Annotated in this window: 15 protein-coding genes; all 15 read left to right on the plus strand. The window is 36.5% G+C overall.

What is annotated here, in order from left to right; genetic code table 11:
- A partial coding sequence (locus tag EO121_RS03125) for a hypothetical protein (protein WP_206168541.1) occupies positions 1–858 on the plus strand: 858 nt, incomplete at its 5' end.
- A gap of 1 nt (position 859) precedes the next feature.
- Entirely contained in the window at positions 860–2,539 is a 1,680-nt protein-coding gene (locus tag EO121_RS03130; RefSeq protein ID WP_127165957.1) for a LeoA/HP0731 family dynamin-like GTPase, read from the plus strand.
- A 328-nt stretch (positions 2,540–2,867) separates the two neighbouring features.
- On the plus strand, positions 2,868–3,785 hold the full coding sequence (locus EO121_RS03135; protein WP_127165959.1) for a hypothetical protein: 918 nt from the start codon (positions 2,868–2,870) through the stop codon (positions 3,783–3,785).
- Positions 3,778–5,760: a RecQ family ATP-dependent DNA helicase gene (locus EO121_RS03140; protein WP_127165961.1), complete on the plus strand. Its 1,983-nt coding sequence runs from the start codon at positions 3,778–3,780 to the stop codon at positions 5,758–5,760. Before EO121_RS03135 ends, EO121_RS03140 begins: the two co-directional genes overlap by 8 nt.
- A 452-nt stretch (positions 5,761–6,212) precedes the next feature.
- Complete coding sequence (locus tag EO121_RS08625) at positions 6,213–6,389, plus strand: hypothetical protein (RefSeq protein ID WP_164725845.1); 177 nt, start codon at positions 6,213–6,215, stop codon at positions 6,387–6,389.
- Between the two features lie 174 nt (positions 6,390–6,563).
- Positions 6,564–6,803: a GlsB/YeaQ/YmgE family stress response membrane protein gene (locus tag EO121_RS03145; protein WP_009354058.1), complete on the plus strand. Its 240-nt coding sequence runs from the start codon at positions 6,564–6,566 to the stop codon at positions 6,801–6,803.
- A 453-nt stretch (positions 6,804–7,256) separates the two neighbouring features.
- The gene (locus EO121_RS03150; RefSeq protein ID WP_164723928.1) at positions 7,257–8,849 is read left to right on the plus strand and encodes an ABC transporter substrate-binding protein; all 1,593 of its coding nucleotides are present in this window, start codon (positions 7,257–7,259) and stop codon (positions 8,847–8,849) included.
- 17 nt (positions 8,850–8,866) lie between these two features.
- Positions 8,867–9,853, plus strand: a complete 987-nt coding sequence (locus tag EO121_RS03155) for an ABC transporter permease (RefSeq protein ID WP_127011109.1) — start codon at positions 8,867–8,869, stop codon at positions 9,851–9,853.
- Positions 9,850–10,704 carry an ABC transporter permease gene (locus EO121_RS03160; RefSeq protein WP_127165963.1) on the plus strand — a complete coding sequence of 285 codons (855 nt, stop codon included), beginning with the start codon at positions 9,850–9,852 and terminating at the stop codon, positions 10,702–10,704. The genes EO121_RS03155 and EO121_RS03160 overlap by 4 nt, the downstream gene beginning before the upstream one ends.
- 9 nt (positions 10,705–10,713) lie before the next feature.
- Entirely contained in the window at positions 10,714–11,544 is an 831-nt protein-coding gene (locus tag EO121_RS03165; protein ID WP_127165965.1) for an ATP-binding cassette domain-containing protein, read from the plus strand.
- Positions 11,531–12,139 carry an ABC transporter ATP-binding protein gene (locus EO121_RS03170; RefSeq protein ID WP_127165967.1) on the plus strand — a complete coding sequence of 203 codons (609 nt, stop codon included), beginning with the start codon at positions 11,531–11,533 and terminating at the stop codon, positions 12,137–12,139. Before EO121_RS03165 ends, EO121_RS03170 begins: the two co-directional genes overlap by 14 nt.
- 113 nt (positions 12,140–12,252) lie before the next feature.
- On the plus strand, positions 12,253–13,599 hold the full coding sequence (locus EO121_RS03175) for an anaerobic C4-dicarboxylate transporter (protein ID WP_127165969.1): 1,347 nt from the start codon (positions 12,253–12,255) through the stop codon (positions 13,597–13,599).
- Between the two features lie 184 nt (positions 13,600–13,783).
- Positions 13,784–15,067, plus strand: coding sequence for an APC family permease (locus EO121_RS03180; RefSeq protein WP_127165971.1), 1,284 nt, complete (start codon positions 13,784–13,786; stop codon positions 15,065–15,067).
- A gap of 490 nt (positions 15,068–15,557) precedes the next feature.
- A complete protein-coding gene (locus EO121_RS03185; protein ID WP_127165973.1) occupies positions 15,558–16,829 on the plus strand; it encodes an N-acetylmuramoyl-L-alanine amidase in 1,272 nt (423 codons plus the stop codon).
- A 3-nt stretch (positions 16,830–16,832) separates the two neighbouring features.
- Positions 16,833–17,387, plus strand: a complete 555-nt coding sequence (locus tag EO121_RS03190) for a GerMN domain-containing protein (RefSeq protein ID WP_127160262.1) — start codon at positions 16,833–16,835, stop codon at positions 17,385–17,387.
- Positions 17,388–17,411 lie beyond the last annotated feature (24 nt).

The raw sequence follows: 17,411 nt of genomic DNA on the forward strand, positions 1-17,411 counted from the left end.
ATAATTCAATCTAACTATAATAAAGCTAGTATGACAAATCAAACTGCTATAGAGAATATTGTGCAAGTACAAAAAATGCAGTTTGAAGTATTGAAAAGTAAATTAGTGAAAAATGCAAAGGATTCTACAACAAAATTAAATAATAGTATGCTTGTTATTGAAAATAAATTGGATGGAATAAAGAGTGATGTGATTTCAGATTTTAAACGTAATGTACGAAATAAAATTTATAATAAAATAGATAAAAATATTGACAATGATGATGTAAAATCTTATCTCAAAAAAATTATTGAAAACGAGCAGGTAAACTTACAAAATATTCTGACCGTACGACTTGAAAAAGAGATAACTTTATTTCAAAATGATATAAAAGCTATTCTAGAAACAAATAAAGAGAATATAGAGGCTATTATGGAGCTTCAATTAGCTATTCGTTCTACAGACTCATTAAATTTAAATATGGATATTGATAACGGGGTGAAATGGGGTATGTTTTTATCATCATTAGGAGGACTAGCTGTTGCAATATTAACAGGAAATCCAATCGTAGCTATTACGAGTTTTGTGGGCTTTTTAGTTAATACATGGAGTTCTGTTCGGTCATGGTTCAGCTCAAGTTACAAACAAAGCCAGCAACGGAAAGCAGCTGATCAGAATATAAGAGAGGTTGCAGATGATATCGATAAGGTAATTGAAAAAGAGATAAAGAAAATGAAACGAGACTTAAGAAAGAATCTTGATGAGGTAACTTCCATTATAGAGGATCCAGTAAAAACTGTGGGAAATATAAATAAAAACCTCGAATGGGCAATTAAAGAGCTTACTAAGTTAAATAAAGAAATTAAAGGAGTCATATAAAATGGGTAATCAGAACACGTTGAAGAATTTTAATGAACAACAAAAGAAAGCAACAAGTCTTTTAAATAAATTAAACAGTATTGTAAAGGAAGGTTTGGATTTAGGCGTTGAATTTAGTCTAGGGGTTCAAAATAAGTTAGAGAGTGTAGTTGGTATGATTCAGAATGGAAACCGTCTGAAAGTTGCTTTAATAGGTGGTTTTTCTGAGGGTAAGACTACTATTGCAGCAGCTTGGATGGAAAAATATGATACATCATCTATGAAAATTAGTCAGCAAGAATCTTCAGATGAAGTATGTGTGTATGTTGTAGATGATGAAATAGAGCTAATAGATACACCTGGGCTATTTGGTTTAAAAGAGAAATATAATATAGATCTTGGTTCAGTAGAAAAATATAAAGATATTACTAAGAAGTATGTTAGTGAAGCTCATTTAGTACTGTACGTAATGGATTCAGCAAATCCAATTAAGGAAAGCCATCAAGAGGATTTACTATGGCTTTTTAGAACATTAGGATTATTGCCAAGAACTATTTTTGTATTAAGCAGATTTGATGAGGTTGCGGATATTGGCGATGATGAGGATTATCGTGAAAACCTAATCATAAAAAAAGCTAATGTACTAGGTAGATTAACAAATATATTATCTTTATCTGAAGAGGAAGTAGCAGATATTCAGATTGTAGGAGTGGCGGCGAACCCATTTGGTATGGGGCTAGACTATTGGTTAGAGAATAGGGATGAGTTTAAACGCATATCTAGAATTGAGACTTTGCAAATGGCTACGGCTGAAGCAATAAATCATAATGGAGGTTATTTCCCTATTGTGTATGAAATGCAAAAAAGTGTGATTCGAGACATTTTAGAAACACATATGGAAAATGTAATGGAACAGTGTGATACTTTAAGTGAAGTATTAGAAAAATATCGAGAGAATTGTGAATCTTTTGAGAAGGATCTTAGTGAAATAGGAAAGAAAATTCAAAATGCACAATCAAGTTTAACTGATTTTATAATTGCTTATTTTGGTGATTTAATGCTGCAAGTTCGCGGAAGTAGTCTTGAAACAATTCAAGAGTTTATCGACGTTGAAATTGGTAAAGATGGCTGTGTTATGTATGCCAAAATAGAGAATAAATTTAGAAGAGAAATTCAAATAGTCAATGGTGAGATTGAACGTGCACAGGTCAATTTTTCTGCGGACATGAATCAGTTTGATTCGACTATTCTATCCATGGGGAAAACAGGTTTTAATATGTTTCTGAAAGGATCTGTTTTTACAAATAATGATATCCTTAACATGCGAAATGGTGTTGTGTCGGTGGCAAATAAATATTTGAGGGTGGATTTAGGGAAATATCTTAAATTCCAACCTTGGGGGGCAGTTAAATTAGCAAATACATTAACTACTGTTACATCGCTGTTAGGAACAGCACTTGACTTATGGAAATTATATAAGCAACATGAAGCAGAAGAAACATTTAGAAATGCGAAGGAAGATCTTGGTGAAACTTTAGATAGTATAAGACAAGGTTTGCTTGAAATGGTAAAGAGTTCAACATTTATAAAAGATTTTTTTTCGGATTATATCAAGATAAAAGATCTCTATATACATGAAATGGAAAAAATTAAGGAGTGTGACGAAAAAATGTTAAAATTCAAAAATGGTGTGAAAAAGTAGAGTGCTTTGCTGTGGAATCAAATAAACTAATATAAAAGAAGTATAAAAATGGGAGGGATTTGATTCCCCCTATCATAGGGATTGAGATTGCAGCGATATCCTTTTCTTTGGAAAAGTAAATAATTGAATAGAAAAAGTAAAAAAACATAAGTTTTGATTATATGTGCTATTGATTGTAATAGTATAAGTAATCTTGCTTATGTTTTTTTTATGAGGAGACTACAAAATTGCGTCGTATGACAAAATTTTAAAATTTATATATAATAGGGATATATCTATGAGAAGAGATATTAAATTGTTTGTTAGTATAGTGTGTCAAGGAGGGCTTATGTATTTAAAGCATGAACAATACGGCGAGAGTCTTTGCTATGAGGGGGAACATGTAGAAAAAGTATGCTACGAGGAAAAGCATATACAAGCTGTTGTAAAAGAGATTAATAAGAATTTTGAACTATACTTTGACCAGTTTTTAAATGAGAACCCTAGTTTGAAAGAAAAAGTGAAGACTGCTATTGATGAATTTGAATGTGATAGAGATGATTATATAAATATTTTTGATCTTGAATTGCTAGAAGAGTATGAAGATGATTTAGCGACATTTAAACAAAAAGTGCTTAAAAATGAATGTCCAATTATACGTAAAACCCTAAATAGTCGGGAATCAAAGGCTCTAGATAAATATAGAAGTGATTTTTCTAAAGCTGATGCAAAATATCTTAATGATATAGTCTATAATCTATGCCTGTTTGGGGAAACTTATGCCGAACAATATGATCCAAATACATATGATAGTATTACGGACTATAAGGCGTTAGGCATGGAAGACTTGGATACAGGTGAGTATACAGCGTATAAAGTCATCGGTGGTGGTATTAAAACGCATATGCTATTTAAGGTGCATCCAGGGTTATTTTCTAATAAAAGTCGATCAGCTGTATGGGCGTTATGGTACTTAAGTGGTAAAAAAACATTTGGATGTGTCACAGATTCTGAATTTTTAATGATAGATGCAGAGAATGTAACTACGCAACAAAACTATTATTATCCATACAAGCTTTTTCACTATTATGCATTTGAAATTTATAAATTGTTAAAAGAAAAAGCAGAAACATTAGATGCCTATATTGATCCAAACTACAGATATGTAATTGTAGATGCTTTCTTACAGTTTGTAGCAGATACTCATAAAGATGATATAGCAGTCTTACAAAGTGCAAGCGAACAAGGAGGATACTACTATGTATAATGTAGAGGAAGACTTTCAACAACGCTTTCCCAACATGCAATTTCAGTTAAAAGACTTTCAAAAGAAGGTTATTTCTAATGTTGTAGAAAAAGGAAGTACCCTTTGTATTATGCCAACTGGAGGTGGAAAATCTGTCATCTACTGGATGGCAGGCCTCGCTTGTGGAGGAACAACGATTGTTGTATCACCTTTGATTGCCTTAATGGAAGAACAGTCACAAAAAATAAAGGAACATGGGTACAAGGTATTGACATTGCATGGAGGGGTTCAGTCGAATCAACAAGTACAATTGTTAACCGACTATGCTAATGGCCAATTCACACCAGATTTTATCTTTGTAAGTCCAGAAAAGATTGGCACAGATGGATACTTTGAATATTGCTTGCGAAAGAGACGTGATTCTATTACATTAATGGTAGTTGATGAGGTTCACTGCGTTAGTCAATGGGGATTAAGCTTTAGACCTTTCTACCAACGGATTCCTGAGTTTATGAATGAATTGTTTGGAGCTGGTTCGTGGTGTAAAGTGTTATCTCTGACAGCAACGATTAATCCTAAGGAATTACAAGATGTATGTGAAAGTTTCAAAATTGATAAAGAACATATCTTAAAAGATGATATCTTGATGCGAACCGAAGTGCAACTACATGTGAAGAAGTTCAGCGATGAAAATCAAAAGGAAGAAGCATTTTGGGAATTACTGGAGCGTCATAAATCTGAGAAAGTATTAGTGTATTTATATCGCAAAAGAAATACTAGAGGTGTAACGGATTTAGCTCAAAAAGCGGAAGAACGGGGATATCGGGCAGGTTCTTTTCATGGTGATATGAATGCAAAAGAACGTATGGAAATCATTGAAAAGTTTAAGTCCAATAAAATTAATGTTGTGATAGCTACGAATGCATTTGGCATGGGTATTGATATCCCAGATATACGAGTAGTCATTCACTTTATGATTCCAGAATCCGTGGAACAGTATTACCAAGAAATTGGTAGAGCGTCTCGGGATAGCAAGGGAGCTAATGCGTATTTACTGTACTCGGACAAAAATATTTCTTTCAAAAAAGAGTATTTTATCGATGGGTCATTTCCTCAGGAAAAGCAGCTTAGAGACGTATATCAAAAGATAGTAAGTAATCAACAGACAGGCTATAAGACATTTGATTATTTTGAAGATGAGGAAAAGCAACTTTGCTTGCCCTATTATATACGGGCTGGATTAATTGAAATTGTGGCAAAAGGCTTTTCAGGCTTAAAAGAAATGTATGATATTAACTGTGATACATTACAACAGGTATACGATAGCACTAATACGAAAGGATTTAACAGAATCTGCAAGAAAAATGATATGCATCCTAAGGAATTATCGGATATGGTGTATGAAGGATTATTGTCTGGCAAGTTTCGGTTAAAAAAACAGTTAGAACGATGGCTTGTTCTAAAAGTGAATGAGGTAGAAATTTCTGAAGAAATAATGACAGAGATCCTTGAAGATATTGAACGCAAAAAACAATATAAAGAAACTATGCTAGATTATTTTGCAAATATGATTGAGGGAACACAAGATTCGAGACATTTACATCAGGAGATTGCTAAGTATCTTGGGATGGATACATTTCAGTTAGGTCGAATTTATACCACTGCAGACGGTAATCGTGTACGTAGTAAATCAGAAGTGATTATTTGTAATTTATTGGCATCAGCTGGTATTACTTATAAGTATGAAGAACCTTTGTTATATGGAGACGGTGAACGGATAAGTCCTGACTTTACCATATACTTGCCAGATGGAAGCATCAGATATTGGGAACATCTTGGTATGCTTGGTAATGAAGAATATGATGCGAGATGGGCAGATAAATTACAGATTTACGAACGATATTTTCCAGGGCAGCTGATAAAAACTTATGAAAGTGGTACACTTTCAAAAGATGTAGAAAAACTCATCCAAGAACTACAGTCTGGGGAGAGGTGAAAATATCCCGTCTAAACTTTCACGGCAATCCGTAAATAATTTAGCGCATAATCCATTAATGCCTTCGACTACCCCATAAACAGAGCTAGAATCAAAGTCTGTTGAATCTGTTTAAATTGAAATGAGTGAAAATTGTGTTTCTACTAAATTAGGTAAATGGATAGTGATGAAATAGAATAAATAATACACAGAAAAAAGGTGATTAGAATAAAATCTAACCACCTTTTTATTTTGCTTAATTGTATAATAAAATTGAATAATTGAATATAAAAAATCCATAGAAGAAAGAATTGAGTTGGCAAAGAAAGGTAAATCTCTATTTTTGTTCTGCACTAAGTGTGTCTAATAATGTAACTTGTAATTGTGCGTTCTTTAGTCTAAAATAAAGCACAAAAGAAAGTGATGTAAGAGAGTAAAAGAATTAAAGTTGAATACTAGAAGGAGATACGACTATGTCGAACTTGGTTGCATGTGGTACTGAAGTACAACGAATTAGACCATCAAAAACAGTTAAGACAGGAAAAATATTTAGAAATGTGCGTAAATGGGCCATGCTGGATACATTACTAACAGTCGATACGATTTCTGAGGCAGCTAAGATTTCAGAACGAAGAATGAAGGAAGAATAAGAAGTTTGATTTGCAGTTTAAGAGAAAAAGGTTAAAAAATAGCTCACAAATAAAAAAGTTTGCTTTCTCAAATGAAATCCAGTAGAATGCAATTAAGATATTAAATATCTACAGAAACTGCTAGGTTATGGGTTTCAACATAAATGCATAAATTTCATGTAAAGGAGTGATACGATGATTTGGTCATGTATTATTGGTGGATTGATTGGATTTATTGCAGGTAAAATTACTAAAAAAGCTGGATCTATGGGTATTATTGCTAGAATTATTGCGGGCTTAATAGGTTCTTCTGTGGGACAAGCAATTTTTGGCACTTGGGGACCAAGCTTAGCTGGAATGGCGTTGATTCCTTCAGTCATTGGTGCAGTGATTGTCATTGCTGTAGTATCTTTTTTCTTTGGAAAGAAAAAGTAGTAATATGTCAATTAAGTAGAGAAGAAACATAAGTTAGTATATGGATGCGTGTATATATATTTATAGATGGTCTTTTATACTACTTATGTTTCTTTTAGTTTGAGAATATATTTATTTCTCACATATAACCAAAAGTCATTTGACGAATGACGATCGTGTATTGTAAGATTAAAGATAATTACATATAGGTGAAAGAACTGATAAGATATTAGAAAGTTTTAATTCATAAAGTCTTTTAGAATATATCTAAAGTTGTTTTATGATGTTTGTAATCAATAGTGGTTACCTAATTTATATAAGAAGAGGGTATCTTTTTTATACGATAGGTGCACTATGGATTTTTTATAAAGATGATTAATTATATATCCGTTTAATCATTATGTTTTATTCGAAAGGAGGATATAGGTTTTAAGTTTAGGGTATAAATATTTTATTTTTGAAAGGGCGTACGTTATGTTAAAAAGATTATTTATGCTTGTAACCACGATTATGGCATTTTTAATGATTGCTGGTTGCGGTGGCAATACAGATCAGGCGAGAGCTGATCGTGCAGCCAAGGGAGAAATTGTTATTTCCATGGGGAAATATATGATTAATGGTGGTTATGACCCTACTAGTGGATGGGGTATGTGGGCTGCGGATCCATTCCACTCTGCGTTATATACAAGAAATGATAAAAAAGAACTGGAAATGGATTTAGCGAAAGATGTAACCATATCTCCAGATGGCTTGCATTATACATTTAAAATTCGTGATGATGTTAAGTTCTCTGATGGTCAACCACTAACAGCTAAAGATATTGTATTTACTTATGAAACAGCACAAAAGGCAGGTGGCTATGTAGATCTTACTTTCATGGAATCAGTCGTGGCAAAAGATGACTATACGGTAGAATTTACATTGAAAAAACCTTGGTCTCTATTTCTTGAAATAACTTCTACATTGGGGATTGTACCAGCCCATGCGTATAATAAAGAAACTTACGGTTCACAACCAATTGGTTCTGGTCCATGGAAAGTAGTGGCATTCCAAAAAGAGCAACAGTTAATTATGGAACCGAATGAATATTATTATGGTGAAAAACCAAAATTAAAAAAAGTGACAGTTTTAAATATTGCTGAAGATGCTGCAGTAGCAGCGGCTAAATCTGGTCAAGTGGATGTGTTATTCTTGAACTCTGACTATGCGAATGCAAAAGTAGATAATATGAAAGTATTTACGATGCAAACTATAGCTTCTTTTACATTGAATCTTCCAACACAACCAGAACGTGAAGAAAATGGTATGAAAGTAGGTAATAATATTACGTCTGACCCAGCCATTCGTAAAGCTTTAAATATTGGTATTAATCGTGCAGAAATTATCAAAAATGCATTGAATGGATTTGGTGAACCAACATACATGTATTCCAAAGAGCTAGCATGGGTTAATCCAGAATTAAATATCACAGATAATCGTGTAGAAGAAGCGAAAAAAATTCTTGAAGATGCTGGATGGAAAGACACAGATGGTGATGGAATTCGTGAAAAAAATGGCGTAAAAGCTGAATTTAAAATTTCCGGTCGTTCCAACGATTTACAACGTTATAATACAGCAGTAGCGCTAGCAGCGGATGCAAAAAAATTGGGCATCAATATGATTGCGGAATCTATGGCATGGTCTGATGCTCGTAAAATTGCTCGTAATGTACCTACAATTTGGGCTTCTAGTGACTTTAATCCATTGTCTCTTTACATGTATTTCCATAGTTCCCAAATTGGTAAAAACGTAATTAATAACCCAGCTATGTATAGCAATCCAACAGTAGATGCTCATATTGATGCGGCATTGGCAGCTAACAGCTGGGATGAAGCGATTAAAGAATTTAAGTTGGCTCAATGGGATGGAAAAACAGGTATAAAAGAAGATGTACCATATTTATGGATTGCCAATGTATCCGTTCCATATTTAGTTCGTGATGGTCTAGACCTAGGTAATGTAGGCGTTAATCAACGTGGACAAGGCATGGGTATTATAGCAAATCTTTCTCAATGGCAATGGAAATAGTATAGTAAGGATCACATATGAATCAGCAAATTTGGTCTTTTATTAGACAACAACTTATTCGTGTGGTACTTTTGATATTTGCTGTCAGCGTAGTTAGCTTTTTGCTCTTAGTTATTTCTCCGATTGATCCAATTGATGCGTACTTTTCGGGATTATCTGTGACGGAGGAGCAAAAAGCGGCTATGGCTGCTTTCTGGCAATTTGATAAGCCACCAGTAGAACGATACTGTATTTGGGCAGCAGACTTGTTACAAGGTAATTGGGGAGTTTCCTTCCTTTACAATGAACCTGTTATTAATGTCATTGCTGAGAAGTTCCAAGAAACTCTTTTGTTAATGATGCTTTCATGGGTACTAGCTGGATTGGTAGGGTTTTTCTTTGGTATCGTCAGTGGCGTATACGAGGGAACATGGATTGATAAAATCATCAATGGGTTTTCCTTGTTGTGCGTATCTATACCAACCTTTTGGTTAGGCATTGTGGTGCTATTTATTTTTGCAGTGGAATTACAATGGTTTCCCTTTGCCTTATCCACTCCCATTGGTAAAATCGGGGCAGATGTCACATGGGCAGAGCGATTATACCATGTGGTCTTACCCGCATTAACTTTAGCGGTTACGGGTGTATCTGCTATCACTCTACATACGAGACAAAAGATGATCGATTGCTTAGGCAGTAACTATATGTTATTTGCAGAAGCTAGAGGGGAAACGCTGTGGCAACGTGTGTTACGACATGGGTTGAGGAATGTGATGATTCCAGCGATTACATTACATTTTGCATCTTTTGCTGAACTATTCGGAGGTGCCATTTTAACAGAAGTTGTATTCTCCTATCCTGGTTTAGGTAGTGCAGTGACATTGGCAGGTCTGCGAGGCGATGTTCCTTTATTATTAGGTATTTCATTTTTTAGTGCCATCTTTGTATTTGTAGGCAATTTAATTGCTAATATATTGTATGCAGTGGTGAATCCAGAAATTAAGAAAGGGGGACATGAGATATGAATGACGATGTAATAGAAGTATCGACTGTTCATTCTTGGACAAGACGTAAAAAAATGTTACTGTTAGCATCTTTTGTATCTGTTGTCCTTGTATTGATTACCATTGCAGGGGCACTTATGCCAGAAGAAAGTTATGCAATCAATTATGGTAATAAATATGCAGAGCCTTCCTTGCAATATATATTTGGTACTGACCATATGGGAAGAGATATGCTATATCGTTGTATCAAAGGTCTATCGATTAGTATTCAAGTAGGCTTATTGGCTGCTTTTGTTAGTTCTTGTATAGCATTGGTGTTAGGAACTTTATCTGCCACCTTTGGGGGAAAAGTAGATGCCTTTATCTTGTGGCTCGTTGATTTATGTATGGGGGTGCCTCATATTTTGCTAATCCTCATGATTTCTGTGTCCTTAGGGGGCGGCATGAAAGGTGTTGTCATCGGCGTGGTGGCGACACATTGGACTCGCTTAACACGATTGATACGGGCAGAGGTCATGCAACTTCGTAAAGAACCATATGTGTTGGCAGCGCGTAATTATGGTCATTCCTATTTCCGTATTGCCAAAGAGCATTTTGTGCCACATGTTTTACCACAATATATCATTGGTCTTGTGTTATTGTTTCCTCATGCTATCTTGCATGAAGCCGGCATTACCTTTTTAGGCTATGGGTTACCATTAGACTTACCAGCTATTGGTATCATATTGTCTGAATCGATTCGTCATATCTCTTTAGGATTATGGTGGTTGGCCTTTTTCCCTGGCATGACATTAATGGTTGTGGTATTTTTCTTTGATCGATTGGGAGAAGCTTTAAAAGAGTTATTCGACCCTGCACATTCACAGCGATAGGAGGTTCTCATGAAAGAAGAATTATTGCGGGTAGAGAACCTTGCAGTCACGTTTGAAATGTACCAAGGGAAACTTTCAAAACGCCATGTACAGGGGATTAAGGATATTTCACTGAGTGTCTACACAGGAGAAATATTAGCCGTAGTTGGTGCCAGTGGGTCAGGAAAAACCTTGTTAGCACACGCTATTATGGGATTATTGCCTTATAACTCTACTGTGGAGGGGAAGATTTTCTATAAAGGAGAAGCGTTAACTCCGAAACAGCAAGAGCTCTATCGTGGTACAGAGCTGGCTTTAGTGCCACAGTCCATTACGTATCTAGATCCGACCATGAAAGTAGGAAAACAAGTTATTGGACTAACAGGAACTATGGCGGAACAAGAAGCCGTATTTGCTAAGTTAGCATTGCATGAAGGCGTGAGTCGTATGTATCCTTTTGAACTATCTGGTGGTATGGCACGGCGTGTGCTAGTATCGACAGCATTGATTAGTCATGCTCAGTTTATTGTAGCGGACGAACCAACTCCCGGTATGGAAATGAAAGATGCTGTGCAAGCCTTACAGATGTTCCGTGATATGGCGAATGAAGGAAAAAGCTGCATGCTCATCACCCATGACTTAGATTTGGCCATTCATGTGGCAGATCGGGTAGCTGTGTTTTATGATGGCCGATTAATTGATGTGACAGAGGCAAGAAACTTTCAAAGTACAGAGCTGTTAACACATCCGTATACACGGGCCTTATTTAATGCATTACCACAGAATGAGTTTAGGGACTATTCTAAAGCAGAAGTTGAACAATTTTTGATAACAAAGGAGGGATATGATGTTAGACATTAAAAATCTCACCTTTGGGTATCATGAGGATGAACTCGTGCTGAATGATGTGTCTTTACAAATTGAACAAGGTAAGCGTATTGCATTACTGGGACCTAGTGGATATGGTAAAAGTACATTAGCTAAAATTCTAGCTGGGTATATGCTACAACGAAGTGGTAGTGTCACCCTAGATGGGCAAGATATTCGAGAGATACAAGGATACAATCCGATTCAATTGATTTATCAACATCCTGAAAAAGCTTTAAACCCTAGATGGAAACTAAAAAAGAGTTTAGATGAAGCTTGGGATATTCCAGAGTCCTTATTGGATAGGATGGGCATTGAAAGAGAGTGGTTGACTCGTTGGCCCAATGAATTATCTGGTGGTCAATTACAACGGATTTCTATTTTACGTGCTCTTTCACCACAGACGAAAGTATTGATAGCAGACGAGATTACCGCTAGTTTAGATGCGATTACCCAAGCACAATTATGGTCTGTCATCTTAGAAGAAGTAGACAAGCACAATATGACATTGGTGCTGATTACCCATAATCGTCATTTAGCAAACCGAGTTTGTGAAGAATTAGTGGAAATGAATGTAATTAATAACTAACTTTCATGTAAAATATATCCTATAGAAGCGGTTTATCACTGTTTTTATTGCGTCACTTGCCGTATAATGTATACGGCAAGTGATTTTTTTATTAGAAAGGATTGAGTAATTTTATGATTATTTTATTCGGATTTATTCTATTGTTAGCTTGCTTAATTGTGGGTGTCAGACATGGTGGCTTAGGATTAGCCGCTGTATCTGGTATTGGTCTTGCTATTTACGTATTCGTAATTGGTCTTGTACCAGGTAAACCACCAATTGATGTAATGCTAACGATTATGGCAGTAGTAACATGTTCTGGTTTCTTACAAGCCTCCAAAGGTTTGGATGTTATGCTTGTATACGCAGAGAAATTTCTTCGTAGCAATCCAAAACAAATTACAATTTTAGCGCCAATCACAACATGGTTCTTAACTGTGTTATGCGGAACAGGTCACGTAGTATATACGATGTTCCCAATTATCTATGATATTTCTATCAAAGAAGGGATTCGTCCAGAACGACCAATGGCGGTGGCATCTGTGGCATCTCAAATGGGGATTTGTGCGTCTCCCGCATCTGTTGCGGTTGTTTCCGTAGTAGCTATGTTAGGGGCAGTCAACTTCCCAGCTAGCGTGGTAACCATTTTATCCATTACGATTCCAGCTACCTTTGTGGGTGTTATCGTAGCAGGTATTTGGAGTATGCGCCGTGGTAAGGAATTGGCTAATGACCCTGACTTCCAAGCTCGCATTCAAGATCCTGAACAACGTGCTTATATCTATGAAGAAAATAAAGAAGCTAGTGTTGTGAAAGAACTTCCTCGTACAGCATACTGGGCAACTATCATTTTCTTGCTAGGTATTTTGGTTATCGCCTTGTTCGGTAGTTTCCCGAACCAATTATTGCCATTAGTTCCTAATGCAAAAGGTCTATGGAAACCATTATCCATGACTCCTACTATTCAGATTGCAATGCTTGTGATGGCATCCTTGATTCTTCTTGTATGTAAGGTAAAAGTGAGTGATGTAACAAGTGGTTCTGTATTTAAATCTGGTATGATTGCCGTTGTATCTGTATACGGTGTAGCTTGGATGGCAGAAACCTATTTCGGTGCTTATATTCCACAATTCAAAACAACTCTATCGAGTGTGGTAGTAGAGCATCCGTGGACCTATGCACTTGTATTATTTATCATTTCTAAATTGGTTAACTCTCAAGCAGCAGCACTTGCTATCGTAGTACCAATGGGCTTGAGCGTAGGTGTAGATCCATTAATTGTATTATCTTTCATTCCTGCCTGTTATGCGTACTTTGTATTGCCAACGTACCCATCTGATTTAGCATGTATTGGTTTTGACCGCTCTGGTACAACACGAATTGGTAAATTTGTTATTAATCACAGCTTTATTATTCCTGGTATCATCGGGGTATTTACGAGCTGTGTAGTAGGTTACTTTATTGCCCATGCTATGTTCTAATGGGATATAGATTGAAGATAGAATATCTAACGGTCAATAGCTATTGGTAATGGTAATCTAGTAATGCTATACTTTTACGGGGATAACTAAGATGTATGAGCCTATATAGTTTAGTTATCCTTGCTAGTATATAGCATTTGTTTAGTATTAGTTGAGTAAGCACAAGGGTATAAGGAGAAGTACTATGTCAACTAACAAATTAGGCCTTTTGAGTATTATACTTTTAGGGGTCAATGCAATCATTGGAACCGGGATTTTCTTACTTCCTGGTAAAGCCGCTGCCTTGGTAGGGGTAAACAGTTTATGGGTTATCGTATTTGATGCTCTATTGGTTATGTCTATTGCATTATGCTTTGCAGAAATGGGCGGCATGTTCAATAAGAACGGTGGTCCTTATGTGTATGCCAAAGAAGCATTCGGTAACTTTGTAGGTTTTGAAGTTGGTTTTATGAAGTGGGCCATCGCTACGATTGCATGGTCTGCTATGGCAGTAGGCTTTGCTACCGCTCTTGGTGCCGTTTGGGAACCAGCAAGTACAGAAATGGGTAAAAATATTATCGCTACATTGATCATCGTTGTACTTGGTATCATGAATATCATGGGTGTTAAGATTTCTAAAATCATCAACAATATCGTAACTATCGGTAAATTGTTGCCGTTGATTTTCTTCATCCTTGTGGGTATTTTCTATGTGAAAGGTGTTAACTTTGCGCCAATGGAATCTGTACCAGATATGACTCAAGCAAGTTTTGGTGCGGCAGCATTGATCATTTTCTACGCTTTCACAGGATTTGAATCCATTGCGGTAGCGGCGGAAGATATGGAAAATCCTGAACGTAATGTACCAAAAGCAATTATTCTTGTGTTAACATTAGTATCTATCGTATACATCTTGATTCAAGCAATCTGTATCGGTATTATGGGGGATTCCCTTGTGACGTCTAAAACTCCAGTAGCGGATGCGGCATTCGTATTCATGGGACCATTGGCGAAAGCCATTGTTACAGCTGGTACATTGATTTCTATCGGTGGTATTAACGTAGCTTCTTCTTTCTTGGCACCACGTTCTGGCGTAGCCATGGCAGATGATGGATTGATTCCTAAAGTAGTGTCTAAACGTAATAAAAAAGATGCTCCATATGTAGCGATCATCGTAACTGTTGTGTTTGCAGTGGTATTATCTTGGACTGGAAGTTTTGAAAAATTGGCAGCTATCTCTGTAGTATCTCGTTTTGCTCAATACTTGCCTACATGCTTAGCAGTACTAGTATTCAGAAGTAAACGCCCAGATATGGCGAGAACATTCCGTGTTCCATTGGGCCCAGTTATTCCAGTATTAGCAGTTGTAGTTAGTATTTGGTTGATAACTCAATCTTCCTTGGAAAAAGTATTCTGGGGACTTGGTGGTTTAGTGGTGGGTGCTGTATTGTACTACATTATGAACCACAATGCAAAACAAACGGCTTAAGAATAGAATGGCAGATATTCTATTACGCTTACCTATTAGCAAGTAGAGGAAATATAATGGATAGTACCGCTATTTGTTAAGATAAAATGTCTATCAATTATAAATCAAATTAATATAAGAAACATAAGTGAGTATAGGTGTGTAGTCTATTTAGATAGCTCCAAATACGCTTGCTTATGTTTCTTTTTATTTCTAATAGGGGATACTTTTGTATTTTTTTCCCAATTTTTGTTCTAGTGTATAGTTTGCTCCATACAGCGTATGATAGTGAAAAAGGAGATTGTATTTTGAGTATGGGAGTGCCAATGCAGAACAGAAGAAAACGATTTTGGAAGGCTAACAAATACATGTAACAATTGCTATGTTAGATAATATTGGAAAAAAGAATAATTTTCACTGATTTTTCATGTATGGACTGGGTAAATGTGGTATAATTAGGGTACTGTCTAAAGGAAAACTATCCAGTGCAACATAGATTGGAGTGAGATATTTGCGTAAGTTATTTGCCCTATTGGGTATGTTAGTATTGGTGTTACCAGTCCTGTTTGGAGCCACGAAGGCGGCAAATGTGACAGATCTTCATTGGGTGACGAGAAATGATGCGCCAATTCCTTTTGTGAGAATGGTCTTTAGCCTGTCTAGTCCTGTTCAAGCGACGGCATCTATTAGTGCCAGTGGTACATCGACTACATTAGTGCTGAAAAATGCTACTCTAGCAGGAGCACCTACATCAATTATGATGGATGATGGTATTGCAAAGAGTGCCACACTTTCACAGTCAGGATCAGATGCGGTGGTGAAAATTGAAACACCAAAGGCCATTGATGTAGAAGATTTGAAAGTATTTACCCTAAAAAAAGATACAGTAAACAATAAACCGTACCGGATGGTGGTAGATATTCAGAAAAAAGGGGTAGCCCCACGGGAGAATTATTACGGTAAAAAGCCAGTAGCTCCAGTAGCTGAGAAAGCATCAGCTAAGGTAGTGGAGGCGAAAGCTCCCGCTAAGGAACCTCCAAAAGCAGATGTAAAACCTGCTGCAAAAGTGGCGGAAAAATCAGTAGCTAAACCGAAGTCGAATCCGCCAGCTAAACCGGAATCTAAAGCGGCACCCAATCATCCGATTGTGTTGCCTACAATGCCAGAAAAGCCGGTTCCAGAAGTGGTAAATTATCGTACCACAGGGGGCATTGGTGGTAAAACTATCGTATTGGATCCAGGCCACGGCGGAAGTGACCCAGGTGCCATTGGACCAACAGGTTTACAAGAAAAACAAGTGACTTTGCCTATTGCTGAGTATTTAAAATCCATCCTAGAGGCTAAGGGGGCGAAAGTTATCTTAACTCGTACTACTGATGTGGATGTGTATGGGCCACATGCGAGTGGTGTGGATGAATTGCAAGCACGGGTCAATGTAGCGAATGGTAATCGAGCTGATGCGTTTATCAGTATCCATATCAATTCCTTCTCGAATCCGAATGTAGGTGGGATTGCTACCTATTATTTCGATGGATCGGACCAGTCTAAAAAATTAGCATCTGCTGTACAAGGTCAGATTGCTGAACACAGTGGATTCAATGGTGACCGAGGGATTCAACCAGGAAATCTGTATGTATTACGTCATTCCTTGATGCCGTCAATTTTGGTAGAACTAGGATTTATTTCAAATCCTAAGGAAGAAGGACATTTGAAAGAAACGTCTACACGCCAAGAATTTGCTAATGAATTAGCAAAAGGTTTGGAACTATATTTTGGAGGTTAATTCATGAAACAATCATTACGCTATGGGTTAGTGGCTATGATGAGCGTATGTGTCATTGCGTTGGCGGGGTGTAATTCTCAAGATTTGAAAGTGGATCTAGGGAAACAAACAACAGGCCAATCTTCTGTGTCGCAAGATAAGAAGACGCTAGATAAAATGACAAAAATCGTGGTCTATGTACCGCGCCAAGATGGAAAAGGTGTTATGCCACAACCGCTTACGATCGACAAAGAACGTAAAACGGTAAAAGATGCCATAAATCTGATGATTGAACAAGATGGTCGGGCAGAGTATCCAGTCTTTGCAAAAGGCACAAAAGTAGTAGAAACGGCGAAACATGATGATATAGTTACCGTCGTATTAAATGATGACTTTTTGCAGGATGCAACAGGTTTAACAGCCACACTGCGCATCGCAGCTATCGTTAATACGGCTGTAGAATTTGATGGCGTACATAAGGTCTATGTGAAAGTAAAAGGTGTGACTTTGCCGACCTATGGTAATATAGATTTAACACATCCATTGAAACAAATGAAAGATAAGATTGTAAAAGATTAAGCAGTATGTTGGGGGACTCTTAGC

Source organism: Veillonella sp. CHU732 (genome assembly GCF_003992085.1).
Classification (GTDB): Bacteria; Bacillota; Negativicutes; order Veillonellales; family Veillonellaceae; genus F0422.

Bases quoted from the DNA above. Each gene is read 5' to 3' on its own strand.
- EO121_RS03135 (WP_127165959.1), top strand. From the start codon at position 2,868: ATGTATTTAAAGCATGAACAATACGGCGAGAGTCTTTGCTATGAGGGG.
- EO121_RS03190 (WP_127160262.1), top strand. From the start codon at position 16,833: ATGAAACAATCATTACGCTATGGGTTAGTGGCTATGATGAGCGTATGT.
- EO121_RS03160 (WP_127165963.1), top strand. From the start codon at position 9,850: ATGAATGACGATGTAATAGAAGTATCGACTGTTCATTCTTGGACAAGA.
- EO121_RS03170 (WP_127165967.1), top strand. From the start codon at position 11,531: ATGTTAGACATTAAAAATCTCACCTTTGGGTATCATGAGGATGAACTC.
- EO121_RS03165 (WP_127165965.1), top strand. From the start codon at position 10,714: ATGAAAGAAGAATTATTGCGGGTAGAGAACCTTGCAGTCACGTTTGAA.
- EO121_RS03180 (WP_127165971.1), top strand. From the start codon at position 13,784: ATGTCAACTAACAAATTAGGCCTTTTGAGTATTATACTTTTAGGGGTC.
- EO121_RS03155 (WP_127011109.1), top strand. From the start codon at position 8,867: ATGAATCAGCAAATTTGGTCTTTTATTAGACAACAACTTATTCGTGTG.
- EO121_RS03140 (WP_127165961.1), top strand. From the start codon at position 3,778: ATGTATAATGTAGAGGAAGACTTTCAACAACGCTTTCCCAACATGCAA.
- EO121_RS03175 (WP_127165969.1), top strand. From the start codon at position 12,253: ATGATTATTTTATTCGGATTTATTCTATTGTTAGCTTGCTTAATTGTG.
- EO121_RS03150 (WP_164723928.1), top strand. From the start codon at position 7,257: ATGTTAAAAAGATTATTTATGCTTGTAACCACGATTATGGCATTTTTA.
- EO121_RS03145 (WP_009354058.1), top strand. From the start codon at position 6,564: ATGATTTGGTCATGTATTATTGGTGGATTGATTGGATTTATTGCAGGT.
- EO121_RS03130 (WP_127165957.1), top strand. From the start codon at position 860: ATGGGTAATCAGAACACGTTGAAGAATTTTAATGAACAACAAAAGAAA.
- EO121_RS08625 (WP_164725845.1), top strand. From the start codon at position 6,213: ATGTCGAACTTGGTTGCATGTGGTACTGAAGTACAACGAATTAGACCA.